Consider the following 24598-nt stretch of genomic DNA (forward strand, 5'->3'; position numbering starts at 1 on the left):
GACGACGACCTGCACACCTGGTCCGCCGGCGACCTATAACAATGCCGATGTCGGCAGAATGTCGGCGAACCCCAACAACGTAGAAGACGATCTATGCGCGTGGTTACGGTAAGCCGGTGAATGGGGGTTCACGAAGGGAAACGACATGACAGCACCGACCACCATCCATCCCGCAGCCCTGCTGCCCGACGGCGCGCTCGACATCCTCACCGGCCGCCTCCACAAAGACCACCCCGATCTCGACCTCGACCTCTGCGCGCGCATCCAGCGGCAGTCCCTGGAGTTCCTGGCCGCATGCGCGAGCAACCCCGGTACCAGCCTCACCCCCTCGGTGATGGTCGACCTCGGCTGGCACAACCTCATCCTGCATACCGAGATGTATGCAGCGTTCTGCGACGCAGTCGCAGGCCGGTTCATCCACCACTACCCCTACGACGGCGGACAGAACGACCCGAGCGTTCTCGACCGCACCAAGAACCTCATCACCGCCGCCGGCTACACCATCGACGAGCCGCTGTGGGCCCTGAACGCCGCCGACTGCGGCAACGACGCCCCCTGCGGCTCGCACGCCCGCTGACCACACCCACCCGCACGCTGAGAGCCAGCGTCATCAAGGTACTCGGCTTCACCATCGGCATACCCCAGCGACAAGCGTTTTCGGATGTCTGCTGAATCAGCCGACGTCGACAGGCAGTCGGCATCTTCCCGCCATACGTCACCGCTGACAGGCTACGAGTTGGGGTGACCTCGGCTCCTGGCACTCAACACACTCACCGCGACCGAACCAACAACCCCATTCACTCGGCCGCAGATGAGGGGTGCGCCGTCGGCAGCTCCCTGCTACCGGCGGCGTACCCCTTCTCGCAAGATTCTGCGGACCGAGAAGGGTTCTGGCCGGGCTGATCTTGTTCTCGCCCATCCGGTTAATGATCAGATGTGGGCTTGACTGGCGTGCGGCCAAAACTGCATATCAATGACGATGCCGCCCTCGCCGACGTGACGGTGACCGACGCGCACGGCCTGAACCCGAAGGTCATCCACACGACGCAGGAGCACCCCTTCTGGAGCATTGATCAGCGGAAATGGGTTTTGGCTGCAGACTGGTCCCGGGTACTCAGCTGCAGGAGGTTGAGCCGGAACTCGGCCTTACCGTGACCTCGGTCGTGACATGGCGCGGCAGCCGGGTCGTGTACAACCTGACGATTCAGGACATTCATACCTACTATGTGCTCGCCGGTAACACGCCCATCTTGGTTCACGACACGGGCGGTGGAAATACTCCTCCGATTGCCGTCATTGGGCCGAGCGGCGAAATTATTCCCGCAGTCCCGGCTGGAGCGATAGGCACGCTTTCGCCTACTGGCAAGGGAATGGTCTATGATACCCGCTGGTACTGCCGGACTCGATCCTCGGGTGACGCAGGTACGAGTGATGGATCCAATTACGACGGGTAAGTTCACATACCCGAATGGATACGTGGTCTACATGAACGCACAAGGTCAGACTATTAACCCGCTAACCGGCCGCACAAATGTCGGCAAGGCGGACCCCTTCGCGCACGTTGGGTTGCCCTCATGTTGATCAGTGAGCTATCGGTACAGGCTGACCATGGGTTTGTTGATATGCGGACAGATGATCCGTTGCGACAGCCCGATGCGCTCCTGGAGGCGCAGCTGCTTGACGTGCGGTTTGAGGCATTGACTAGCACGGCGAGCCTGCTATTCGATCTTCGAACAGCGATGCAAATCGACGATGGCAATACGGGCGTGCTGCTGGCACGAGGCCTTCGTGAGATTGAATGGTCAGGCGAGATCCGGAGCACAGCAAGAACAGCCTGGAATGTAGTCGGATCCGACTGCTCGCGTTCAGGTGAGTCGGTAGTCCTTAGGATCGGCTTTCTGCCATCTGCACGCATTCGAATCATGGCAAGTAGATTCGAATTCTACGTCGGCGATGTGGCTGAGCTGCTTGAGCAGTTGCCGGATTATGGCGAGGATGACGATAATGCGATCCGCCAAAATTTGCCGTCGTGGGATTCTTCGCTTCAGATAGCGTGGTCCAGTCAGGCCGAAGCCATCGCACTATAAGTGAGCCCATTCCATCCTGACGTCGGTCGATGGACGTCTCTACTGGGCGGGTCCGTGTTCGAGGACCAAAATCGCGCGGACGAGGTCGCCGACGCCGGTGACGCTGGAGCGGACTTTGTGCAGGATGCGCCAGGTCTTCAGAACCGCGAACCCGCGTTCGCCGCGGGCTCGGCGGCGGGCGTGGCGCTGGCTGTGGCGGCGTAGCCCGTCGGGCAGGTTCCGGCCCTTGACGGGTGTGGTCATGGTACCGCCGGCTCCTTGGTAGGCCTTGTCGCCGAGGAGTTCCACGTCGAGGTCTGCGGCGGTGGTGATGATCTGGTGGTGGCGGGCGGCGGTGAGGTCGTGGGTCGATCCGGGCAGCCCGTCCGAGGTCCACAGCGGGCTGCCGTCTCCGCTGGCCAGGGCTTGGATGTTGACGCCGTACCGCTTGTGCTTCCCTGAGTACCAGGCTCGGGCGTCGTGGCGGGCGTTGACCCGCTAGGTCGGGATCAGGGTGCCGTCGATGATCGTGGTCGGGTGCCGCCACGGCTTGGTCAGTGCCTCGGCCAGTTGTGGTGCGTGGGCCTTCAGGACGTTGATGGCCTCGGTGACGTGTCGGTAGGCGGTGGTCGTGCCGATGTCGAACGAGATCGCGAGTTGGGTCAGGGTGTCGCCGCAGCGCAGGTGGGTCAGGACGAGCAGGGCGTGCTGGGCCGGTGTCAGCCGCCGCCATCGCGTGCCGATCTCGGTACGCCGTTGGCGTAGGAGCAGGCTGAGGTGGGCCGTCGACAGGGGCGACCTCACTGTCGGCTGCCGATAGGCTCCTCGAATGCGCTGTTCGACCCGAGTAAGGATGTGAATCGTCGCCCCCGGTGACCCCGGCCGTTTCATCCAGCCGGTCAACGTCCACGACGTGGCCGATTTCGCCCTGCGCACGATCCACGCCGAGGTCAGCGGCGCGTTCAACGTCGCGGCGCCGTCGGGGATCGTCACGTTCGCTCAGCTGCTGGAGGCATGTCGCGGCGTCACTGGGTCCGGCGCCAGGCTGGTTTGGGTCGATGACGCGGAGCTGGTGGCGGCCGGTGTGCGGCAGTGGTCGGAGCTTCCGCTGTGGCGGACCCATGAGGAGTGTGGCAGCTCGACTCCGCACGCGCGCTCGGCAGCGGGTTGACCTGCCGGCCTGTCCAGCACACGGTGCGCGACACCTGGCAGTGGATGCGCGACGCCCCGCCGACGGCAGGGCATGAACGCTCCGCCGAGCTGGGCCTGACACTCGCCCACGAACAGCAGCTGCTAGCCCGCCACCGGCTCTAGCTCAGCGCGCGTCAATCCGCTGCCGGCCGGGAGCGGGCGTTAAGGTCTGCGGGTGCTGTACACGAGTGTCGTCGATGTACTCCTGCTACTCACCAGGGGCGATCAAGTCCTGCTGGCGCTACGCGACGGCACCGGCTACGCCGACGGCCAGTACAACCTCCCCAGCGGCAAACTCGAAGCCGACGAGACCCTCATCGACGCCCTCATCCGCGAAACGCAGGAAGAGATCGGGATCCGGCTCGACCCGGCCGAGGTTCACCACGCGGCGACAGTCCACTGCCGCAACCCCGAAGGCGCACGCCGGATCGGAGTCATGTTCACCGCCGTCTCCATGCCCGAACGGCAGGGAGAACCATTCAACGCCGAACCGCACAAGTGCGCGATGGTCGGATGGTTCCCCCTCGACATGCTCCCGCGCAACACTGTGCCCTACACCGTGGCCGGTGTTGAACTGTTCCGCTCCGGGCAGCCGTTCGGACTGATCGACTGGCGCTGAGACAATGGGATCAGCCAGCTTATAACTCGCCTTACATCGACTGCTCGGCATCGGTGATCGCGGTCGCCAAGAGCCACCGCTCAGCCTGACCGAACACAACGCGCCGACGTGGGGAACCGTCTGGAGCTCGTGCGCGGGCGCTAGGTCACGCCGACGCCTCGGACCCATGGGACAGTGGACGCCGTCAGGTTGCGCGTTGTCGGGACCAGCGTTGCCGGGCTTCTGTGGCTGCGGTGCCCAGCTTGTCGAGTTCTGCTGCGTACAAGGTGGCCTGTGTATTCCGGCCGAGGTGCCGATTGAGCACAACCAGGTTGATGTACGTATCCGCGGCATGCCGATCGTCGCCGATGTCGCGGAACAGGGCGATAGCGTCCAGGAACAAGCGTTCCGCCTCCCGGTGCCCTCCTTGCCGGAGATGAATGGTGCCGAGGTTCATGATCGTCATGCCCTGCAGTTGGGTGTCGTGCAGCTCTCGCGCGATGTTCAGTGCGGCGTTGAGGCAGGTCAAGGCTCGGTCGGTGTCGCCGTCGTCGGCGATGACGGTCGCCATCAGGGCGAGGGTCTGGGCTTCGGGCCTGCGTGCTCCGGCTGCGCGATGGGCTTTGAGCGCGAGATCGAAGATCCGGCTGGCTTCGGTGTAGGAGCGGGTGTCGCGCAGGGATGTACCGAGGTTGGTCAACGCGTAGCCGATGTCGTCGGCTGCTCCGATCTCGCGGTACAGCCGGACAGCCCGCCGCAGGAAGGGGATCGTCGCATCGGCGTCCCCTTCGCCTCGCATCGCTTCGGACAGCCCGGTGAGCACTCGTGCCTCTCCTGCCTTGTCCCCGATGCGGTGAAACACGGATCGCGCGTCCAGGAAGACGGCTTTGGCGTCGGCGTGGAGGCCGGCCTTGTTCAGCCCGTGGCCGACGTTGTTCAGCGCGCTGGCGCGCTTCTCCGGGTCGCCCTGGGCGGTGGCGATGTCTACCGCCAGTCGTGACATTGCCAGGGCCGTGGCGTGATCGCCGCTGGTGTCCAGATATGGATTCAGCTCTATCGCGATGTCCCACGCCTGGGGCAGGACATCCATGTCGACTGCGGCGCTGGCACAGGCGACGGCGTTGGCCGCTTCGGTTTGCGCCCAGGCGAGCGCTTCGGCGGTTGAGTTCAGCGATCGTGACGGCTGGTCGGGGTTCTGCCTGCCGTTGATCCAGAAGTTCACTTCCTCCAGGTGGGTGAAGTAGTGCGCAAACAAGCGGTGCAGTGCGGCTTTGCGGTCGGAGTCGCTGTCGTCGTTCGCCGCGACCTCGCGGGCATATAGCCGCAGGAGATCATGCAGGCTCCAGGTTCCGTGGATGGGCCCAACGTCGATGAGGTGAGCCGCCTTCAAACGTCGCAGTGCAGACCGGGCTTCTGATGGATCGGTTCCCGCCAGCATCGCAGTCGTCGCGACGGTATGCGTGCGCCCGGGATGCAGCGACAGGTAACGGAGGATCCTCGCGTCCCTGGCCGACAGTCGCTGATACGAGCCGTGGAAAACCGCTCGCGGCCCAGAGTCCAGATACTCCGGGTCTGCTGCACCGATAGGTGACATTCGAGATGGCTTGCCCTGTGGGCAGGCTGGAAGGATGTCGCTGTGCCCAAGCCCTACCCCCGTGAGTTCCGTGACGATGTCGTGCGGGTCGCGCAAAACCGTGATGCCGGCGTGACGGTTGAGCAGATCGCCAATGACTTCGGCGTGCATCCGATGACGTTGTTCAAGTGGCTGCGCGCCGCCGACGTCGACGCCGGGACCAGACCCGGCGTGAGCAGCACCGAGTCTGCAGAGCTCCGCGAGGCGCGCAAGCGGATCAGGCTCCTCGAACAGGAGAACGAGGTCCTGCGCCGGGCTGCGGCCTACCTGTCGCAGGCGCACCTGCCGGGAAAAGGATCTACCCGCTCGTGAAGGATCTGGCCGCCGACGGCATCCCCGTCGCGGTGACGTGCCGGGTACTGAAGATCTCCCGCCAGCACTACTACCGGTGGCTTGCCGAACCGGTCACCCTGGCTGAGTACACGCAGGCGTGGCGAGCCGACGCGCTGTTCGACGCTCACCGCGACGATCCGGAGTTCGGGTACCGGTTCCTGGCCGACGAGGCCGCCGCGGCCGGGCAGCCGATGGCCGACAGGACCGCGTGGAAGATCTGCTCCAGCGGTGGCTGGTTCAGCGCCTTCGCCCGCAAACGGCGTGGCAAGGGCCGCAAGGTCGGTCCGCCGGTCCACGACGACCTCGTGCGCCGGGACTTCACCGCCGCCGGGCCGAACCGGCTGTGGCTTGCCGACATCACCGAACATCGCACCGGCGAGGGCAAGCTGTACCTGTGCGCGGTCAAGGACGTCTGGTCCAACCGGATCGTCGGCTACTCGATCGACTCGCGCATGAAGTCCCGGCTGGCCGTGAACGCGCTGAACAACGCCGTCGCCCGCCGCAACGGCGTGGCCGGATGCGTTCTGCACACCGACCGCGGCAGCCAATTCCGATCAAGGAAGTTCGTCGGCGCGCTGCACCGGCACCGGATGCTCGGCTCGATGGGCCGGGTCGGAGCCGCCGGCGACAACGCGGCCATGGAGTCGTTCTTCGGCCTGCTGCAGAACAACGTCCTGGACCGCCGCACCTGGGCCACCCGTGAACAGCTGCGCACCGCGATCGTGACCTGGATCGAGCGCACCTACCACCGCCGTCGACGCCAGCGCCCGCTAGGCAAGTTGACCCCTATCGAGTTCGAGACCATCATGACCCCACAGGCCAGTCAGGCCGCGTGACTACACCTGTCACCTATCGGTGCAGCAGACCCGTTCGTACTCTCACCGTGGCTCGGTGGCGAGGGCGCTGTCCACAGGCGGGACTGTGCCCTCGAGGCGTATGCGCCTGACTGTTGTCCATTCGTAGGCTCGCGGTCGGCGGGTCAGGTGTACGAGCGAGATCGCCTGGATGGTCGCTGTTGTCGTGGCGTTATGCGTGAGTGGTGCGACGGCGGCGATGGTTTCTGCGGCGGGTATGCCGTCGGTGTTGCAGTAGGCGATCGCGATGTGTGGGTGGAACCCGGGAGGTCGCAGGTCGGCGGCTGGGTGGACGGCCAGAGTCGTAACGCGAAGCCGGTTGCGCAGGTCTTTGAGTAGAGCTCTGGGGTAGGCGGTGAAGCCGAGTGCGCTCGGGGTTCCGGCCAGATGCCCGACGGCGCTGCTGATCGGCGCAATGTTCTGGCAGACGGCTTCGACGGCCGCTGCTACCGCTTCGAGCTGCTCAGGGGTGATGCGGCTGGAGAACGCGATGCGTTCGAGGGTCATGTGCAGGCCCTGCGGCGGGGTCATGTCGTAGTAGGGCAGGTCGAGGACGTCTTGGCAGCGCTGGGCTAGGGCTTGGACTCCGGGGTCGTGTTCGAAGGTGGTGTACCAGTAGTAGGAGCTCGGTCCGATAGGGCGTGCCCAGTGGTTGGCGAGGTGCTCGACCCGGCTGAAGCGATCGAATTCCTCGTTGGCCTCCGGCATCTGGGCGGTGGACGTTCCGGGGTGCGTCATCGGCGGCTGTCCATGGTGGCGAGCGCGTCGCGGATGGGTGCCGTGTGGTTGGTGTGACCCCAGCGGGTGGTGGCGGCGTCGAGGAACTCGGCGGCTCGCCGTTGGATGGATACAACCGGGCGGCTGCGGGAGATGGCCAGTGCCTCGGCTACGAGGCTGGTGGCATGGTCCAGGGCGCCTTCTCGTGATCGGATGAGTGATGTCGCGATGTCGATCGTGACGAGTGAGCGGGTCCAGGTCGACCCGGGCGTGCCGGCGTCGGGCAGGGCAAGGGCGGCGTATTTCTGTACCTCGTCGGGCATGCCGAGAGCGACATAGGCGGTAGCGGCGTTGCCGGCGATCTGGGCTGGGCCGTAGCGGGTGAGGGAGATGCTGGACGGCACCCCGACCTGAGCGCTGTGACTGGCCGCGAGCTCGTGTGCTTCGTCGACTGCGCGGTGAACGGTGTCGGCGTCACCCAGTTTGCCGGCAGCTCGGGCGAGGCCGTTGACGGTCAGACGGACACTCTGCGGTCCGGTTCCGGCAATCGCCCTGCCGGCGTGCGCGAACTGCAAGGCAGCCCGGTAGTCACCGGCGTAATACTCGCAAAACGATTGGGTCGCTCGCGTCCACGCCTGAAGGTTCGCGTCGTGTGCCAACTCGGCGAGACGGAAGGCTTCCAGCAGGTAGGCGCGGGCCAGAGTGAACCGCGCTGTGCCTACGGCGATGTAACCGAGCAATCCTGAGGTCATGGCGGCAGCCGACGCGAGGATCTGGAGCTGCTGGGAGTCGCGGCATTCGTCGAAGAGTGTTTCGATCCAGGCGCGCTGCTTGACGAGATTCGCCGTGAGCTGGGCGTGGTTCGCCGTCTCATACCCGGTCAGGCAGCGGTGCGTCTCCGTGTGGAGCAGGTCGACGATTGCGGGGTCGACGGACCGGTTCAGCCTGTGCAGCCGAGCCAGAACTTCGATCACGTCACCGCCGTCCTCGGCCAGCCCGCCTCGGCTGTCTGCGGCAGCGATCACCTGGTTCCCGCTGAAGGTAAAGCTGGGCGTCGTGGCTAGGTCGGGTGTCTCGGCAGCTGTGTTACCAGAGTGAGGGACGACGGTTTGCCGCTGGTGGTCGTAGAGGGCGCTGACGATGCGGTCGTGCTCGCGCGTGAGCACGCCACTGGTCTGGAGGATGTCGTCGCAGCGGGTCCAGAATTCTCGGGTGGCGTTTTGGCGGCCGGTCTCAAGGTTGGCGATGGACGAACGCCCGTAGAAGGTCAACGGCGCGAAAGTCTCCTGCGTGTAGCCGACGGCCGACCGCAGCGCGGCCAGTTTCGCACCCAGTGCCTTGCGTGCCTCGACGATCGAGACCGGGTCGTCTGCCATGAGAACACCTCCTCCATTCGCCATAGACAGTTTGCCTGTAGGCAATCCGATGGGTGGTCTGCGGCGCAACCCCGCCGGAGCTGTTCTGACAATGTTCCAACAATCCGCCGACATCCGGGTGTGCATGTCCATATCGACGGCGCGCATCTTGATGATGGGAGCGAAAGACTCCTCAGCGCATGCGGAGGTCGACGAATCGCCCATATTTACCCTTTTGTCCACCCCGCCACCGCCTGGCAGCGCTCCTCAGGCCCTTCACCAGGGATTCAGCCGCTTATGCGGCCCAAGCTGATGCTCTTCGCGCCGTCTGGCAGGGAATCCGTGTCCCGAGGCAGCTCTTCACCGCCTACAAGCAGGGCAGGCTCACTCCCATGGGTAGAACTTGAAGATCCGCTTCGCCCCACCTGTAGGCGGGCATCCGCGTGTACTCCAGGAGCTTGGCGGCGTTACAACAGCTTGACAACCGTCTGACCTGCATCGCGCATTGGTGCCTAGCACATTCCTAGCTACGGCGTCGGCCACGGGGCACTGTCTCGCTGTGGCGTTCCGCGCTGCTCAACGCTCCGGTTTGAGCTCAGAGACGAAGACCTGGTCGTACTTGTCGCAAGGAACCCATCTGCTTGAGCTCCGCGTTCTGTTCGAGCGTGTTCTGCTGCACGGCGCTGCCCATGAGCGTCTACATCCGAGCGCCGAAGTCTGGCCGCCATGGCCGCCACTGACACATGGAGTGGCGCCTTCACCGACAGCGTCGCTACGGCGATCTGTGCCCCGATCGCGGTTACGGCCCGATCTCGGGGCTGGCTTCGGCTTCGCGCTGGGCTTCGGCGCGTCGACCCAGGTGCCCGGCTTCGCGTTAGGCGCGCGCGACGTAGGGCAGGTGCTCGTCGCGGTCGCCGGGTTCGGCTGCGGCCTGGACGGGGTCGAGCTCGGACCGCTGAACTCACGGTTAGTCCTAGGAATCGAGCTCCGGATTGAGATCAGGAGTCGGCGCAGCCCCAGCGCCCTCGACATTCGACACCTATTAGATCCTCAAGAACGCCCAGCACCGGCAGGACAACCTCTTCGCGGGCATGTTCCGCGCCTACGGCCTTCTGGTACCGGTCTGGGACCACTCTGGCCGACCGCCCCGGACCAGCAGTTCACCGCTGAAGCCAGCCCATGACTCCGTGGAGAAGTACGGCGATCCCACCGGGCGCCTGAACGGCCCGGACCTGCACAAATACCTGTTCCCCGGCTAGATTCACTCACGCGGCACTCATTGAGGGCGTGGTTGCGACCTTGGTCGCGGCGTTGCTAAAAAGGCGACGGCGCCGATAAATAGGGACGGCTCCTCCATCCATCCCATTCGGGATGACCAGGGAGGAGCATTTTTCATGACTTCTAACGGAAGGCCGGAGCGGCCGAAACGGCGGGCACGGCAGCGCAGATTTCGCCCGGGTGTCTGGATCGGACTCATCGGCGCGATCTCGGGGCTGCTGGTCGCGCTGGCGAAGCTGGTCGACTCGATCGGCAGCTTCATCCACTAGCCCGCCGGGCTGCCTGCCCCACAGCCCTACCTCGGGACCGGCTCCCCGCTCGGCCTCACGCTGTGCCTCGACGCGTCGACGCTGGTATTCGGCCTCGCGCTGGGCGCGCGCGACGTAGGCCAGGTGCTCGTCGCGGTCGCCGGTCTCGGCTGCGGCCTGGACGGGGTCGAGCTGGTGGCGGTACTCCTGCTCCGCGCGCAGAACCGCCACGGTGGCGCGGTCGTCCTGCGGCTGGGCTTCGGCCGCACGGCGGGCCGGGTCGGCGAGGTCGGCCGCGTCGGAGTCGACAGCGGCGCGGGACGTCGGCCTTTCCGTGGGTAAACGCTTCGCCCACGCCCACCCGTCTCCGAGCGTGCGCTTCCCGGGCGCACCGACCGCCGACATCTTGCGGTGCTTGGTGAACTTCAGGAACCCGGCGCACGCGTTGGCGTAGTCGGCGCTGTTCCACGGGGCCCAGCAAGCCGAACGAGATCAGTTCCCCCATGCGCGCATTCTAGGGCTCAAATGAGTCGATGTGGGGGCCGGTGGCGGGCCCGGCAGGGCCCGCCACCGACGGGAGTTCCGGCTTACCGTAGGCCTATCCCCATATCTGCCCGAGCCAGCCGTACTGGTAGCTGCGCTCGAAGTTGTCGTCGCTGGCGCACGCGCCCCAGAGCGGAATCCACAGCGGGCAGAGCCTGATCTGGGTCCAGAGGTTCCAGGTCATGTATCCCACGCCGTACGATCCGGAGTTGGTGCACCCAAGGTATTCGTAGGAGGGGTAGCCGCCGTCGTAACCCCAGCAGTTGGCGTAGGTGTAGGTGATCGTCCCGTTGGCGCACCAGGTCACGTCGTTCTGTCCACGGAGCACGTCGTACCAGCCAACCCACCATGAATGGTTCCAGCAGGCCAGAGTATTCGCCGCGCCGGACGACTGCTTCGATGGGAGTACGGTGGCCTCGCCGTTGGTGACGATGCGTGGTGGGATGGTGATGAGAACGGCGTTGGGGAACGCCCTGTCAAGGCCTTTGGCCCTGATCTCGTCCGGGCTGAGCGACCGGACGGACTGCCCGGTGGTCACCGCTTCCTGGTAAGCCGAGAGATCCTTCGTCGCCGAGCCAGGGCCGGGGTCCGCGGCCGCCGACGTGCCGAGCCCGCCGACCAACCCCATCGTCGTGATCAAGACGGCGGCCAACCCGCCACGTAGCCTTTTAATGGCGCCAATACGCATTCGGTTTCTCCTTCAAGGAGTGGTGAAGCCTCCGGACGGAAGTTCCGTGCACACCGTCGCCGAAGCCGTTACCGATCGCTCACCTGTTGATCACAGGAAGCCGGACTGAGGCATCGCCATCGCTGTCGACAAGGTGGCGGCGATGAATATCAACCGAGCACCGTGCATCTAACCCGCGAGAACGTCGAGCAGGTCGCCCGCAGCGTCCCGGTCCAGCAGGCAGCGCTCAGGACAAGCGAGGCGGCAGCCGCTGCGGCGCAGATGACCCGCGGGAGCGGAGCGGCTCGCGCACAGCGTCCCCGTCCCCGTCCTCAGCACTTGACCGATCAGCCCGATCCTGCCGCTGACCGGCACCCCGGTGGGCGGGCTGGGTCTGTAGTGATATCGGTGTAAGTCTCTCCTCAGGGAGTACCGATGATCGATGTAGTGCCCATGGTCGTTGATGACGACGTGGCGAAGAGCAAGCCGGTGGTCCCGGTCGCAGATGGTGTCGACGGGCAGTTGATCACCCAGTTGGTGGAGCAGGGCCCGCGCAGCGGGCCTGCAGCTCACCGGCGAGGGCGGCCTGCTGGGGCAGCTGACCAAGCGGGTTCTGGAGGCCGCCCTCGAAGGGGAGATCACCGACCACCTCGGCTATGACCGGGGCGATCCGGCGGGTAGCAACGGCGGGAACTCCCGCAACGGCATGCGGGGCAAGACGGTGCTGACCGAGATCGGGCCGGTGCAGATCGCGTTCCCGACAGAAGGTTTCGGATAGCGTCGCGACGAGCGTGGCGACTGCGCTCACCAGCTTGGCCGCCGCCCGCCTTGCCGATGGTTCCGCCATCACGCTGCGCTTCCTCGCCGGCGGCATTCGCCGCCTGTGCACCGGTGCAAACGCACCGGCAGGAGCAGTGACAGTGGAATAGTGAGAGACTGAACTACCAGCCAACACGGAATCCCCCGAGGTCCTCGACGCAGATGATTGTCGCCGTAGGAACCCGGGGGATCCGCTGTGGGTCCCTGCGGACTACGTCAGCAGGTCACCGTAATATGGTTGGATTCCCGCACATAGCCCACGCCGCCGACAGTCCCGCCAGTGGCGATCGTGCGGAACTCGTGGGTGCCGGTGCCGGCGCAGTTGTAACTGACGTAGTACCAGTAACCGTCCCCGTAAACGGTGCCGTACCCCAGGTCCTCCCACCCGTACCAGCGGGATCGCTGCAGGGTGAGAGTGGAGCTTCGACTGGCGTCGCCGCAGGTCGGCATCGACGCCCGGCCATCAATCCAGTTCCCGGACTTGTAGGTCTGTAGAACGATGTCGTTGGGAGTGCATGCCGCAGCCGCGGGCGACTCCAGCGCGACATTGATTCCCAGGAGGGCAATCAGCGTCACCGCTGCAGTGGCGAGTTTCTGACGATTCATCACGCCTCTTTCCGATTCGATAATTCAAGCCGACGTCGATCGTTCGGATCCCTGACCTCAGGGATCCGCAATCAAAGCCGTTCGACTGTTGCTGTGGTCGCCGCCTTCCGACCGCAAGATCTGAATGCGCGGCGCGGGGTATGCCCAGCGGCAGGTCTCTCGACGCTGGACCGGTAATTGGCATCCGGTTGCCTTGCGCGGACGTTCTGCGGCGTCGCGTCACGGATCGTTCACTGTTGAGCCCCCTCGTTCCGCGAGCGGCGAATTCGTGGTCCGCCAGCACGCGTTCTGCTCGTCGTATGCCGTGTCCTGCGGCTATTTCTCCGCAGGATCTCGGTGAAATCGACTATGCGGCCGCTTTCCTACCAACAGCCCTACCGTCGCCACTACCGTTTCAGGGACAGCGGCGCGCTCCACGCATCGCTATAGTCAGGATCGTGGAGTTCCGTTTGCTCGGGCCCGTCGAAGTTAAGGCTGCCGGTCGACTGGTACCCCTGGGCAGACGGCAGGAGCGCTGCGTGCTGGCGATCCTCTTGCTGGAGGTCGGCCGTCCAGTCTCGACGGCACGCCTCGCCGACCTGGTGTGGGCCGGCGCCCCGCCAGATTCCGCACGTGATGTCATACAGACGTACATATCCCGGGTGCGCGCCCGGCTGCGCGATGCGGGATCAGCCGAGAGCGGTGTGCACCTCAGCCGTCAGCAGGGCGGTTACCGGCTCGACGCCGATAGCGCTGGAATTGATGCGCATGTGTTCACCCGGCTGTGTGAGCAAGCGCAGCGTTGCGATGTGCCAGCCGAACGTGCTCGGCTGCTGCGTACGGCACTGGGGCTCTGGCGAGGCCCCGCCTTGGCCGACATAGGCGCCGACGCGATACGAGACCGCCTTGGCGCGCGGCTGGAAGAGGCTCGCCGCACCGCACTCGACCTCCGGATAGGCGCCGATCTCGAGGACGGCCGTCACGTTCGACTCATTGGTGAGCTGGCCGAACTACACGCCGGCTCGCCGCTCGACGAGCGTCTCGCCGGCCACCTCATGCTCGCGCTCTATCGTGATGGGCGCCGTGCTGAGGCACTGCAGGTATTCAACAAGGTCCGCGCGCGGATCCAGGAAGAGCTCGGCTTGGACCCGGGTGCCGAGATCTGGCAGCTCCACACGGCCATCCTGCGTGCCGACGCCGCACTCGACCATCCCGACGCGCAGGTCCGGCACACCACACCACCGGTAGTCCAACCCGAACGCCGCTGGACATCGCCGGCGCAACTGCCCGCTGGCATACCCGACTTCATCGGCCGCGAGGCAGAGATCGCACAGCTCGACGAGCTGCTCTCCAACAGCGACTCGGAAGCACCCACCACACTGATCATTTCCGCGATCGCCGGTGCCGGCGGTGTCGGCAAGACCGCATTGGCGGTCAAGTGGGCTCACCGGATCGCCGCCCGCGTATTCACGGACGGACAGCTATTCGTCGACCTCCGTGGCTTCGGCGGGGGATCCCCATTGCGCCCGATCGAAGCGCTCAGCGGATTCTTGCGCGCACTGGGCGTTTCAGGGGAGCACATTCCGAACAATGTGGACGAGGCTGCGGCGCTGTTTCGCAGCAGACTCGTCGGCCGGCGGGTTTTGATCGTGCTCGACAACGCCGCGAGTCCCGCACAGGTAAGACCGCTCCTGCCCGGAGACAGCGGCTGCGTGGTAATCGTCACGAGCCGCGACCGGTTGAGCTCGCTCACCGTCACCAACGGTGCCCGCCGCCTGCCCATCGACCTGCTCTCCAAGCATGAGGCGGTGGCGCTTTTGCGCCAGATCCTCGGGCCCGACCTCGTCGATGCCGACCCGGCATCGATCGAGCACCTCGCACGCGCGTGCGGCTACCTGCCGCTCGCCCTTCGCATCGCGGCTACCCAGATCGAACTGCGCAGCGACCAGAACATCGCCGGATACCTATCTGAAATGGACGCCGTCGGTACACTCGACACGCTCACCATCGAGGATGATGAGCTGGCCACCGTACGCGCAACGTTCACCGCCTCGTATCTGCGGCTCGCTAAGGAAGAACGCCGCCTGTTCCGACTCATCAGCCTGATCCCAGGTCGCGAAGTAACTGCCCCGGTGGCCGCCGCGCTGTTCGGCACCACCATCGATCAAGCGGCCTCCCTCCTCGACAGACTCGCCGACATCCACTTGCTCGGCCAGAGCGCGCCCGGGCGGTACGCGCTGCACGACCTGCTGCAGACCTACGCGCTGGAACGCCTCCACGACGAGGACGACGAGACTCGGCGAACCGAGGCAGTCGACCGGCTCCTCAGCTGGTATCTGCATACCGCTGATGCCGCTGCCCGTCTCCTCTATACGCACATGGTTCGGCTGAGCCTGCCCGCGGTACAACCCGGCATCTCGCCATTGGTCTTCGACAACCACACAAGCGCCCTCACCTGGCTGGAAACCGAACGATCCAGTTTGCTGGCCGCTATCGCCTACGCCGCTCTGCCCAACCCTCGAAGTGAATCCTGGCTGCTCACTGACACCCTGCGGGGGTACTTCTGGCAGAGCAGCCACACCAGCGACTGGCTCACCGCTGCCGACACCAGCCTCCAAGCAGCAGCACAGGCAGGCGACGTCCGTGCCCAGGCCGCCCTCCACATGAGCATCGCATTGGCCAACCAGGCCCAGGAACGCTACGAAGTCGCCCGCGACCGCTACAAGGTGGCTGCCGACCTCGCCGACCGAGCCGGATGGCGCGAAGGTCACGCAGCGATCGTCGGCAACCTTGGAATCGTCTACAAGAACACCGGAGACCTACGCGCCGCCGCCGAATGCCACGTCCAGGCACTCGATCTCCACCGAGAATGCGACTACCGGGCAGGACAGGCCAACGCGCTGACCAACCTCGCTTCCGTCCGCCACGACATGGGCGAACTACAGCACGCCAGGGACACCTACGTCGACGCACTTGCTCTGCACCGGGAAGCAGGATCCCGGATCGGCGAACTGATCGCCCTCAACAACCTCGGCGTGCTCGACCATCGACTTGGCCGGCTGGCATCCGCCCGAAAGATGCTCACCGAAGCGCTCGCGCTACAGCCAGAGGTCGGCAAGCGATACGCCGAAGCGAACACCCTGCACAGCCTCGCCGCAATCGACCATGAAGCCGGCAATCACACGTTGGCGCTCTACACCGCGCAGACAGCGCTCACCCTCGCCCGTGACGTCGACGAACGAGCTACCGAGGGCCAAATCCTCAGCCTCCTCGGCACCATATACACCACCCTGGGACAACACGACGAGGCCGTCGACCACCACCGGCGAGCGCTCGCGATCCTCCGCGACGGCGGAAGTCGGCAGCTGCAGACCCACACGTTGACCGGCCTCGCCGAGGCCCTGGCTGCACGAGCGGCCGAAGGTGACCGAGTAGAAGCCGTCACCGCCGCCTCCGAAGCGCTCGGCATGGCTCAAACCGCCGGGTATGTCGTAGAAGAGGGCAACGCCTTCACCATTCTCGGCCGTGCCTACTTCGCAGCCCGCGACCATGTCAAGGCGGCCCGCGATCGCCAGACAGGCCATCGAGCGGCACAGACAGACCGGGCATCGGCTCGGCGAAGCACGTGCACTGCGCCTACTAGGCGACTCCGCCGATCACGCAGGAGACCGCCTCGCGGCCCAGAAGCATTGGCAGGAAGCCCTGGAGATCTTCGACGACACCAGCCGACCGGAGGCCGACCAGATACGACTGCTGATGTCGGTATCATTGAGTTGACCTCAATGGCGCCGGTGGGCACCGCACCGCTGGCCGCCAGGGCTTGGTCCACAGCGTCCAACCGCCGAGGTCGCGCCGATCGACTGCCACCGGAGGACCCGCTTCCGACGCCGCTACGGGGACGGGGTTGGCGAAGCGTAGTTTCACGCAAGTGCATAAAGAGTCTCGCAGCCGACCAAATTCATACAGAACTAGGCTACGTCTATATTACATCGAATAGAAATATCGCAATTAAATTGGCAGACCTAAGAGCGGGCGTCCCAAACATCGATGGTCCGCAGATTGGCGCAGAAAAGACAGGCGATGTTCCGCAGTCTTTGACATTCCCATTCCAGCCGGCACCCGCGCTGCAGCCTTGCACGGAAACGGACTGGAAGAGTTTCTCCTACCTAGATTGTCTCGCTTCAAGGTCGTAGGTTTCACGGATAGCTCGGTCCACATCACACTGGTCTAGGCCTGGGTGCGTCTCGCTATCGGCGGATGCCGCCCCAAGGCGCAAGCTGTTGGACACGGAGGGTCGAGTCCCGAGCGACCGGTACGAGACCGCGATTCGACGGCTACCGGGAGTGGGGTACCACCATGGATGCCGTCACGGGAGACCCGAACTCACCGACAGGAGCTCCGCGCAAGTCGCGAGTTGTGTAATTCGAATCGAACCGGGTCCGCCAAGGGCCGCTGGAGGTGATCGGACCGGTCTCACCTCGGGCCTTCAAGCAGTGAAGGCCCGAGGTGAAACCGGTCAACAAGCTCGACTACGGTCTTCGGAACGTCGTAGAGGTATTACACGTTACGTTCGGCTAAAGGCTAGAGGCATGTCGAGCCTTTCCGGTCGATCCACGGCCCACGGGTGGTTCCGACCCACGGCCATGTGTTCAGATGATATTTGACATTGACTGCCCTCCTGGCGCCGTGGTCTCTTGTGCAGTTTGCGTCATACCAGGCACTGATGCCGCTGGCCGCTAATCCGCCCACCAACGCGAAGAGGAATCCAAATATCGCGCCGCATATAACCGAGGCGATGAGAGTGCCCGCGGAGCAAGCTACCCCACCGATCACCGCGCCCAGCGCTCCGGCAAGTGCGGTGACGAAGATGCCCGTGAAGTAGTTGAAAAGGTAGGTCATTTCTTTGTGTGTGAAATCGCAGCGGAAGGTAAACGTATAGGAGCGCCATTTTCGTATGGTCACTCCGCGTACCTTGACGGTGTGGTTCCGTAGTGATTTGGATGCCTTGCATGACATGGTCCCGGCAGTATCGGTGCAGCCCACAGCGTCGCCTGAGCAATACTCATAAGGATTGGCGCTACCTCCGGAAATCGGATCGGTGGACAGGAAGCGGCCGCTGCCCGGAGCGTAGAGGCGCGCACCCATGAGCATGAGCCCGCCGGGTGTGTCCGCGGCGCGTTGGGTCGAACCAAGCCAGCCGTATCGGCGCGATCCAGCGTCAGCCGAGTTGCGGGGCTTGCCGGTCTCGTCGTACTCCGTGGTGTAGGTCAGGCCGGTATCGCCTTCACCGATGCCGGCGACGAGGTCGCCGCGGAGGCTGCTGAGCATCCAGGTACGGCTGGTTGAGCTGCTCTGCGTACCCACGACGCCGGCCAGGCCATCCATCATGCGAGTAATCGTGCCCCCGCCCTCGTTGGTCCATGTGGGGCTGTCTCCGTCCTCCACGTAATGGTTGACTTTGGTGAGGGAAGTCCCGGTCGCGTTGTCGGTCCAGAAGCGGACCCGGTTCGCGACGACGTCAAGGGTGTAGGTGGTGGTGCGACTGCCTTGGTTGATGGTCCGGACCATGTCGTTGGCGTAGTACGTCATGGTCGTGGTTCCACCGCCTGGAACTGCCGTGTCGCTACCCGGCATTGTCGACGTGCGGCCGAGGTCGTCGTACGTGTAGCTGCTGCTGATGACGCGGTCGGCTGTGTCATAGCTCCAGTTCTTCGCGCCTGCTGTGGTCGTGGTCTGGCAGGCGCCGCCCGCGCCTGGGCTGTAGGCGGTCACACTCGTGCGGTTGGATGCCCTGTCGTACACATGCGCTCGGACTGTGCACTGCCCGCTCACGGTGTCTTTGACCTGAGTGAGGCGCCCCGCGTTGTCGTAGGCGTACTCCTGGTTGGAGAGGCTGGAACTGCGGGTGATCCACTCGCCGTGCACACCGGGCTGCGCCGACTCGGCGTAGAGCGTGCAGTTTGATCTGCCGCAGCCGGGCAGGTCGTAGGTGATCTCGACAGGGTCCCCGACCTCGTTGTACGACGTCTGGACGGACGTGCCGTTCGGCCAGGTCTGGGTGTCCGGGATGCCGTCGAGGTTGTAGGTCGCTGTGAACGTCCCGGCGAGGGAGTCGACAACCCGTGTCGGCAGTCCGCGGCGCTCGCTTCCGCCGTCGTAGGTGTAGGTGCGGGTCGCCAGGCCGTCGTTGGTCACGGCCTCACGCGAAGCGAGGTCGTACGTGACGGTCGACGTGTTCCCGTCGGCGTCGACGTAGGAGGTCTGCCGGCCCAGGGTGTCGAACAGTCGCACGATCTGCGCTGTCACGGTTCCGGCTGCGTCGACCGTCTGGCTGCGGACGGCCTGCCCGGAGGACGCGTCGTAGACCGTGCGCCGCCGCTGCAGAGGTTCGCCGAGACCCGGTGCGAGGGAGGTCGAGTCGATCGCTCGGCCCGCCGAGTCGTAGGTGATCGTGGTCGTCCGCAGGATGCCGGCCGATGTCGACTCCACGATCGTCGTTGGGGCGCCGTAGAGGTTGTACGTCGACGTGGTGATCGGCAGTTCGGCGCCCGAGGCCGGCTGCCCGCCGGCCTTGGTGAGGCAGACGAGGCCGTCCCATTCGGCATGTCCGCCGCACTGTGGATGGGTCTCGTTGTCGATGGCGGAGTAGTAGACGGTGAACCGGGTGGACGGCGTGGCGTCGGAGCCTGCTCCGGCGGGGTTGGTCTGGGCTATACGCCGTCCGGTGCTGTCGTAGGCGTAGCGGGTGGTGAGTGCCAGGCCGTCAGGGTCGACCACTTCGGTGATCGGTTGCTTCAACGACCAGTCGTAGTCGGTCGTCGTGGTACGGGCGTCGTATTCGTTGTAGCCGCTGGAGTCCCAGCGCATGACGGCCGTGGTGGCTTTGGACTCTTGTTCGTTGTTGTACCAGTGGTAGGTGCGGACGTTGTCGTAGACCAGGGTGCCGTTGGTGAGCAGGATCCAGTGCCGAGGTGTGATGGTCCAGACCACGAGTGGGGCGTGTTCGGCGTACTCGTAGATGGTCTGGCGGAAGATCGCCTGCCAGTACTCGTGATCCGCGTCGTCGGTCTCGGAGTAGTCGAGCGCGGCCTGGCGGTTGGCTGCCGTCAGTTCGGCGGAGACGGCGCCCCATTGCTCGCTGTACCACGTGGTGGAGATCCCTCCGCCGGGTTCGGCGGTGTTGACCTGCCGGCCGTCGGCATCGAGATAGATGATGGTGGCTCGTTCGTAGGAGGCGGGCAGGGTTCCGCCGGCCTGGGAGCCGTTGGGAAGTTGCGTAGGCGGGTAGATTGCCGTCGCGGTCACGGGTGGGGTCTCCTGTGCCCAGCGGACGGTCTGGGCGTAGGACAGGTCGTATGGCGCGCCGCTGCCTGTAGTCGGTACGCGGTAGACGATGGTGGAGGTGGCGGTGCCGGCGGACAGGGCGCTGCGGGATACGGTCGCGAGGCGTCCCTTGCCCGCGTCGCCAGGCAGTGTGGTGTAGCCCAGGTTCCACGGTTCCTGGGCGGGCGGGGTGATCTGGTTGACGATCCCGTCGCTGTCGTAGGCGTACTTGGTGGCCAGGTGCTGTCCGCCGTCGTGGTCCACGCGCGGATCGAAGACGGCGCGCAGGCGGCCGGTGTTGTCGTAGAGGTAGTGGGCGATCTCGATCGTGGTCATGGCCGAGGTGTCGGGGTTCCAACCGGTGAAGCTGACGGCCTTGACTCTGCCGTTGTAGTCGCCCCAGGTCATCTCACCGGTTCCGCTTGCGGTGGTGGTGGCGGCGTAGGTGAACCAGATCGCCCGGCAGCCGCGGTTGGATGCGGCGGTCAGGGTCGAGTCGCAGGTGGCGTTGCCCGGGATCGGACCCAGCAAGCGGGTCGGGCGTACGACTACAGCGGCGTCGACGGTGGTCTTCTGCCACGAGTAGGTGATGGTGTCCTTGGACCCGGCGGGGGTGACCACGTACGGGTACCACGTGTCGGCAGGGTCGGTCGACTGACGCTGGAATACGGTGACGGCCGTGGACTTGTCGGTGAGGGTGTAGCTGTTCGCGGCGCTGTTGTAGGACAGAGCCACGCTTTCGTAGCCGAGCTGCGGGGTGAAGCCGGTGCCGTCGGCCTGCTCGGTGAAGGCGAAGGTGGTTGCGTCGGGCAGGGTGAGCGTCACGAGGGAGCCGTTGCGTATCAGGTCGGTGTACGGCGCGGACATGGCGCCGAATCCGGAGGTCCATCCCGGACCGAACATCCCGGTCCCGTCCGACAGGTTGGGCTTGCGGGTGTTGAACGATCGGGCTACGCCCAATCCGACGACCGATACGTCCGCTGCGCCGACGGTCGCGTTTCCTGTCAGCAGGTTCACATCCACAGGGCCGACGGTCTGGGCGGCCGCGCCGCCCATGGCCTGGTCGAGCGTGAACGACACGCCAGGGCTGCCGCCGGTGTTGCCGGCCGCGGTCGTGAAAAGCCCGCGGATCTGGACTGGACCGTCGACCGGATCGCTGCCGGTTTCTGCCGCGTTGACGGTGGCGGCGATGTTCCACACCAGCGTCGGGTAGCTGCCGCCTCCCGTAGTGGTGACCGGCCATGAGCCGATGGCCGTGCCGCCGGTGTCGTGCTGGACGTACCCGGTGGGAACGGTCTGCCAGGCGTCCGCGTCCGCTCGCCGCCATTGCAGGGTCAACCCGGTGGTGGCCTCGTGGCCGCTGACTTTGACCAGGGTGCGGCCGGCCGAGTCCGTAGCGGTGGCCGGTGAGGTGACGGATCCGGGTGAGCCGATCGCGAACCGGTACGACGTGGCGGTCGACCAGTGTCCGGCGGCGTCGACCGATAGGACTTTGAGGGTGTGCTCACCGGCGGTCAGCTGCCCGATGGTGATGGTGCCTGGCTGGCCCTGCGATACGTCGACCGGGGTTCCGGACGGTTCGGCGTCCAGGCCGTAGAGGTACTTCACGACGTCGGTCGAGGGCCCTGGGCCTGCGGTGAAGGTGCCGGTCTCGCCCTCCCCGCCGGACCAGCCGTTGGCGGTGATGGTGTCGGACGAGACGCTGGGCGCGGCGGGTGTGGTGGTGTCCACGGTGAACCGGAACGTGGAGGTGGAACTCCAGGTTCCGGCTGATGTCTTGGCCCGCACGTGGAGGTACCAGGTGCCTTCGGCATAGGCCGCGGAGTACGCGGTCGCCGTCTGGTCGACCGTGGTGTCCGGGACGGTACCCGGGATCTGATCTACGACGAGCGAATACCCCGCGATCGTGCCGCCCGGCGGTGTCCAGGCGGCGGAGAAGCCGGTCGCCTGGTAGGCGGCCGTCTGGTCAGGGTGGCTGCTGGAGGTGATCGTCGGCCCGAGCAGCGACGCGGTGTCGATCTGCACCTTCAGGTGGGCCGCAGATGTTGCCCAGGTACCCGCGTTGTCTTTGGCCCGCACATGGATGTACCAGACGCCGTCGGCAGACGTCGTGGTGGTGAAGGTACGGATGGTGGCAGGCAGCACAGTGGATCCGGAACCGGTCGACGGGGGCAGCGTGGTCGCCGACTGGTCGACGGTCGCCGCGTACGCTCCGATTCCGGAGGTGTCGGCAGGGGCTGTCCACGTCGATGTCACGGTGCGGGTGCTGTACCACTGGGTGGAGATCGGATGCGTGCTCGACGCCAGTGAGCCGGGTGCGCCTGGCGCGGCGGTGTCGACGTTGACGGCGAAGTGCGCTGCTGTCGTCGACCAGTTGCCGGCCGTGTCGCAGGCGCGGACGTGGACGTAGTGGACGCCGTTCGTGAGCCCCGTCTTGGACAGTGTCGGCGATGTCTGTGTGACTGTCGCCGAAGGCAGGGTCGTCGGGCTCGTGTCCCACGCGACCGAGTAGCCGGCTGTGGCGGAGATGGCGTCGGCGGCGCTCGCCGTTCCGGCGAATGTGCTGGCGGCGTACCAGCTGGAGGTGGATGCATGGCTGCTGCTGGAGATCGAGACGCTCGACGGCGGTGTGGTGTCGACCGTGAACGCGCACCATGGTGACCATGCTTGCGGCGTCTGACCGTTGCCGGACCATGTGTGGTTGTCGTCGGCGGCCGCGTGCCAGCGGTAGGAGGTGCCGTTGGCCAGCTTCCCGGCGGGGACGGCGTAGTTGACGGTGGCGCCTGATGTCACCTGCGGCGTCGAGACGGTCGGGATCACCGTCGTGGCGCCGTCGGCGGTCTGTACTTCGAACCGGCCGTACATGCTGCCGCCCAGCGGGTTGGAGATGGTTGCCGCGAGCGTCGGGGTGAGGGTGTTCACCCGGGGCAGCGTGCCGGTCGTCGTGCAGGTCGTGGCGGGGTTCGTTCCCGTGGCCGAGACGGTGGACAGCGGCCAGTAGGTGATGTTGACGTAGGGCCACGCTGACGAGTACGTCCACTCGTTGGAACGGAACTGCTTCCACGCGTCCGCCACGGTCTCGTTGGCGGCCTTCAAGCCTATGTACGTGGTCGCATCACCCGCGTTGGCGGCCTTCTGAAACAGCGACGTGACGTTCAGGGTCGTATACGCATCGGCGCCGTCGCCGCACGAGGCGGAGTAGCCTCGTGTCACGGTCGTCGACGTCTCCAGCGACGACCACGTCGGCATGGTGGCCCATGTCGTGCCGAACGTGCCGGTCAGCCGCCACACCTCCCACGCGGCCCGCGCGCACGCACCCGACCAGTAGTTGTAGACCGACAGCGTCGCCGACTGGATGAATGCGTGCGAGATCGACGACGTCGGCCATGCGAATCCGGTGCGCCGACGCTTGGCGTCTGTGCTCAAGTACCCCATCTGCAGGTTGTTGTCGCCGGTGTGGGCCGTACTCGAGCCCTCCACCCAGTACAGGTCGGTCGTCGGGGACATGGTCGTCAGGGACGGATCGATCGTGATGGGGAACTTCCGCGCGGAGTCGGCCAGCCATGCCGCGTCCGGCTGCAAGGTCAGCGCCACGCCGCCGTTGCCGGCCATGCGCTCGCCGCTGCTACCGCTCCGCTTTCCCACCGGTCGTTTGACCGTGTTCGTCGCCACGTCCTTCTCGTGTCTGGGCATTCCCCGGACGTCGGTCTCGGCGTCCCACATCCGCGCCGGCGGAACGGTTGCGAACACCTTCCCGGCAGCGTTGCGGAACTCGGTCACTCCGTCGGCGCGCAGCTTGTGGGAGGCGATCCCAGTGCCGACGACCGGCAGAGTCACCACCGCGACGTGCGCCAGCGCGGCTCGGTCGTGGGCGATGAACAGCTGCTCGAACCCGGCCCGGGTTGCTTCGAGCACCAGGTCCAGGCCTGGGCGGACGTCGGCGTAGGTTGCCCGGCTGCCGTCCAACGAGGGTGCCGGCAGCGCACCCGTGTAGAGCATCGCCAGCCGCTCGGTCCCCTTGCCGGTCGCGGCCAGCACGTGCTCGCCAGCTGGTTGCGCGCCAGAGAATCGCAGGTCGCCAGAGCGCATCAGCGGTGCGATGGAGCCGTCAGCGGTGGAGTGCAGCGTCAGGTCGATGTCAGCCCACGAGCCGTCGGGCCGCTGCGCCCGTACCGGGACTGCGGCCTGCTCCACCGATCGCGAGCCGTCCGCGTTCGCCCACACCCGTTCCGTCTCCGTTGTCAAGGACTCGATCTCAACCCGGTTGCCGCATACTCGGGCCGTCGCGTGCGCCGCGCCGGGATCCGGCCGCGACGCCGGGCACCGTGCCGCCACCGCCGGACTGCTGGAGGCATGTGCGGGCTCGGGCGTCGGCACGCCCGACGAGA

The 24598-nt window shown here is 65.7% G+C and carries 15 protein-coding genes and 2 pseudogenes; 9 read left to right on the forward strand and 8 right to left on the reverse strand.

Going from position 1 to position 24598, the window contains the following annotated elements; translation table 11 throughout:
* Nucleotides 1–145 precede the first annotated feature (145 nt).
* Together F4553_RS00005 and F4553_RS00010 are read left to right on the forward strand one after the other, a co-directional pair.
* Nucleotides 146–577 carry a glycine-rich domain-containing protein gene (locus F4553_RS00005; protein ID WP_184830560.1) on the forward strand — a complete coding sequence of 144 codons (432 nt, stop codon included), beginning with the start codon at nt 146–148 and terminating at the stop codon, nt 575–577.
* A 997-nt stretch (nt 578–1574) separates the two neighbouring features.
* Nucleotides 1575–2087, forward strand: coding sequence for a hypothetical protein (locus tag F4553_RS00010; protein ID WP_184830562.1), 513 nt, complete (start codon nt 1575–1577; stop codon nt 2085–2087).
* A 39-nt stretch (nt 2088–2126) separates the two neighbouring features.
* On the opposite strand, the pseudogene F4553_RS43090 reads toward F4553_RS00010, so the two are convergent.
* Nucleotides 2127–2534, reverse strand: a pseudogene (locus F4553_RS43090) (transposase family protein); the annotation flags it as partial.
* Between the two features lie 30 nt (nt 2535–2564).
* A complete protein-coding gene (locus tag F4553_RS43095) occupies nt 2565–2870 on the reverse strand; it encodes a helix-turn-helix domain-containing protein (RefSeq protein WP_312875041.1) in 306 nt (101 codons plus the stop codon).
* 109 nt (nt 2871–2979) lie between these two features.
* On the opposite strand from F4553_RS43095, the gene F4553_RS00020 reads away from it, so the two are divergent.
* Entirely contained in the window at nt 2980–3237 is a 258-nt protein-coding gene (locus F4553_RS00020) for a Rossmann-fold NAD(P)-binding domain-containing protein (RefSeq protein WP_184830564.1), read from the forward strand.
* Nucleotides 3238–3432: 195 nt separating this feature from the next.
* Complete coding sequence (locus tag F4553_RS00025; RefSeq protein WP_184830566.1) at nt 3433–3876, forward strand: NUDIX hydrolase; 444 nt, start codon at nt 3433–3435, stop codon at nt 3874–3876.
* A 184-nt stretch (nt 3877–4060) separates the two neighbouring features.
* On the opposite strand, the gene F4553_RS42155 is transcribed toward F4553_RS00025, so the two are convergent.
* Nucleotides 4061–5599, reverse strand: coding sequence for a tetratricopeptide repeat protein (locus F4553_RS42155; RefSeq protein ID WP_221469628.1), 1539 nt, complete (start codon nt 5597–5599; stop codon nt 4061–4063).
* Between F4553_RS42155 and F4553_RS00035 the strand changes: the two genes are divergently transcribed.
* Nucleotides 5492–6657, forward strand: a protein-coding gene (locus F4553_RS00035) for an IS3 family transposase (protein WP_184830570.1) whose coding sequence is annotated in 2 segments (ribosomal slippage) — nt 5492–5776 and nt 5779–6657 — 1164 coding nt in all. Because the reading frame shifts where the segments join, the coding sequence is not laid out codon by codon here. The two genes, F4553_RS42155 and F4553_RS00035, sit on opposite strands and share 108 nt — an antisense overlap.
* Nucleotides 6658–6699: 42 nt before the next feature.
* On the opposite strand, the gene F4553_RS00040 is transcribed toward F4553_RS00035, so the two are convergent.
* Together F4553_RS00040 and F4553_RS00045 are read right to left on the reverse strand one after the other, a co-directional pair.
* Nucleotides 6700–7413, reverse strand: coding sequence for a 2'-5' RNA ligase family protein (locus F4553_RS00040; RefSeq protein WP_184830572.1), 714 nt, complete (start codon nt 7411–7413; stop codon nt 6700–6702).
* Nucleotides 7410–8768, reverse strand: a complete 1359-nt coding sequence (locus F4553_RS00045) for a helix-turn-helix domain-containing protein (RefSeq protein WP_184830574.1) — start codon at nt 8766–8768, stop codon at nt 7410–7412. Before F4553_RS00045 ends, F4553_RS00040 begins: the two co-directional genes overlap by 4 nt.
* A gap of 1373 nt (nt 8769–10141) precedes the next feature.
* Here F4553_RS00045 and F4553_RS00050 point away from each other — a divergent pair.
* Nucleotides 10142–10294: a hypothetical protein gene (locus F4553_RS00050; protein WP_184830576.1), complete on the forward strand. Its 153-nt coding sequence runs from the start codon at nt 10142–10144 to the stop codon at nt 10292–10294.
* A 123-nt stretch (nt 10295–10417) separates the two neighbouring features.
* Nucleotides 10418–10615, forward strand: a complete 198-nt coding sequence (locus F4553_RS00055) for a hypothetical protein (RefSeq protein WP_184830578.1) — start codon at nt 10418–10420, stop codon at nt 10613–10615.
* Between the two features lie 256 nt (nt 10616–10871).
* Here the strand turns inward: F4553_RS00055 and F4553_RS00060 are convergent, their stop codons facing one another.
* Nucleotides 10872–11468, reverse strand: coding sequence for a hypothetical protein (locus F4553_RS00060; protein ID WP_184830580.1), 597 nt, complete (start codon nt 11466–11468; stop codon nt 10872–10874).
* A 468-nt stretch (nt 11469–11936) separates the two neighbouring features.
* Between F4553_RS00060 and F4553_RS43100 the strand changes: the two are divergent.
* A pseudogene (locus tag F4553_RS43100) lies at nt 11937–12258 on the forward strand (transposase); the annotation flags it as partial.
* Between the two features lie 260 nt (nt 12259–12518).
* Here F4553_RS43100 and F4553_RS00070 read toward each other — a convergent pair.
* The gene (locus F4553_RS00070) at nt 12519–12908 is read right to left on the reverse strand and encodes a hypothetical protein (protein ID WP_184830582.1); all 390 of its coding nucleotides are present in this window, start codon (nt 12906–12908) and stop codon (nt 12519–12521) included.
* A 299-nt stretch (nt 12909–13207) separates the two neighbouring features.
* On the opposite strand from F4553_RS00070, the gene F4553_RS00075 reads away from it, so the two are divergent.
* Nucleotides 13208–17080 (forward strand): AfsR/SARP family transcriptional regulator, encoded by a 3873-nt coding sequence (locus F4553_RS00075; RefSeq protein ID WP_281394921.1) that lies wholly within the window; start codon nt 13208–13210, stop codon nt 17078–17080.
* Between the two features lie 388 nt (nt 17081–17468).
* On the opposite strand, the gene F4553_RS00080 is transcribed toward F4553_RS00075, so the two are convergent.
* On the reverse strand, nt 17469–24434 hold the full coding sequence (locus F4553_RS00080; protein WP_184830586.1) for an RHS repeat-associated core domain-containing protein: 6966 nt from the start codon (nt 24432–24434) through the stop codon (nt 17469–17471).
* Between the last annotated feature and the right edge of the window lie 164 nt (nt 24435–24598).

Source organism: Allocatelliglobosispora scoriae, assembly GCF_014204945.1.
GTDB lineage: Bacteria > Actinomycetota > Actinomycetes > Mycobacteriales > Micromonosporaceae > Allocatelliglobosispora > Allocatelliglobosispora scoriae.

Excerpts from the sequence above, each read along its gene's own strand:
- F4553_RS00005 (WP_184830560.1), top strand. The coding sequence starts at position 146 with ATGACAGCACCGACCACCATCCATCCCGCAGCCCTGCTGCCCGACGGC.
- F4553_RS00010 (WP_184830562.1), top strand. The coding sequence starts at position 1,575 with ATGTTGATCAGTGAGCTATCGGTACAGGCTGACCATGGGTTTGTTGAT.
- F4553_RS42155 (WP_221469628.1), bottom strand. The coding sequence starts at position 5,599 with ATGCACGCCGAAGTCATTGGCGATCTGCTCAACCGTCACGCCGGCATC.
- F4553_RS00040 (WP_184830572.1), bottom strand. The coding sequence starts at position 7,413 with ATGACGCACCCCGGAACGTCCACCGCCCAGATGCCGGAGGCCAACGAG.
- F4553_RS00045 (WP_184830574.1), bottom strand. The coding sequence starts at position 8,768 with ATGGCAGACGACCCGGTCTCGATCGTCGAGGCACGCAAGGCACTGGGT.
- F4553_RS00050 (WP_184830576.1), top strand. The coding sequence starts at position 10,142 with ATGACTTCTAACGGAAGGCCGGAGCGGCCGAAACGGCGGGCACGGCAG.
- F4553_RS00070 (WP_184830582.1), bottom strand. The coding sequence starts at position 12,908 with ATGAATCGTCAGAAACTCGCCACTGCAGCGGTGACGCTGATTGCCCTC.
- F4553_RS00075 (WP_281394921.1), top strand. The coding sequence starts at position 13,208 with ATGCCGTGTCCTGCGGCTATTTCTCCGCAGGATCTCGGTGAAATCGAC.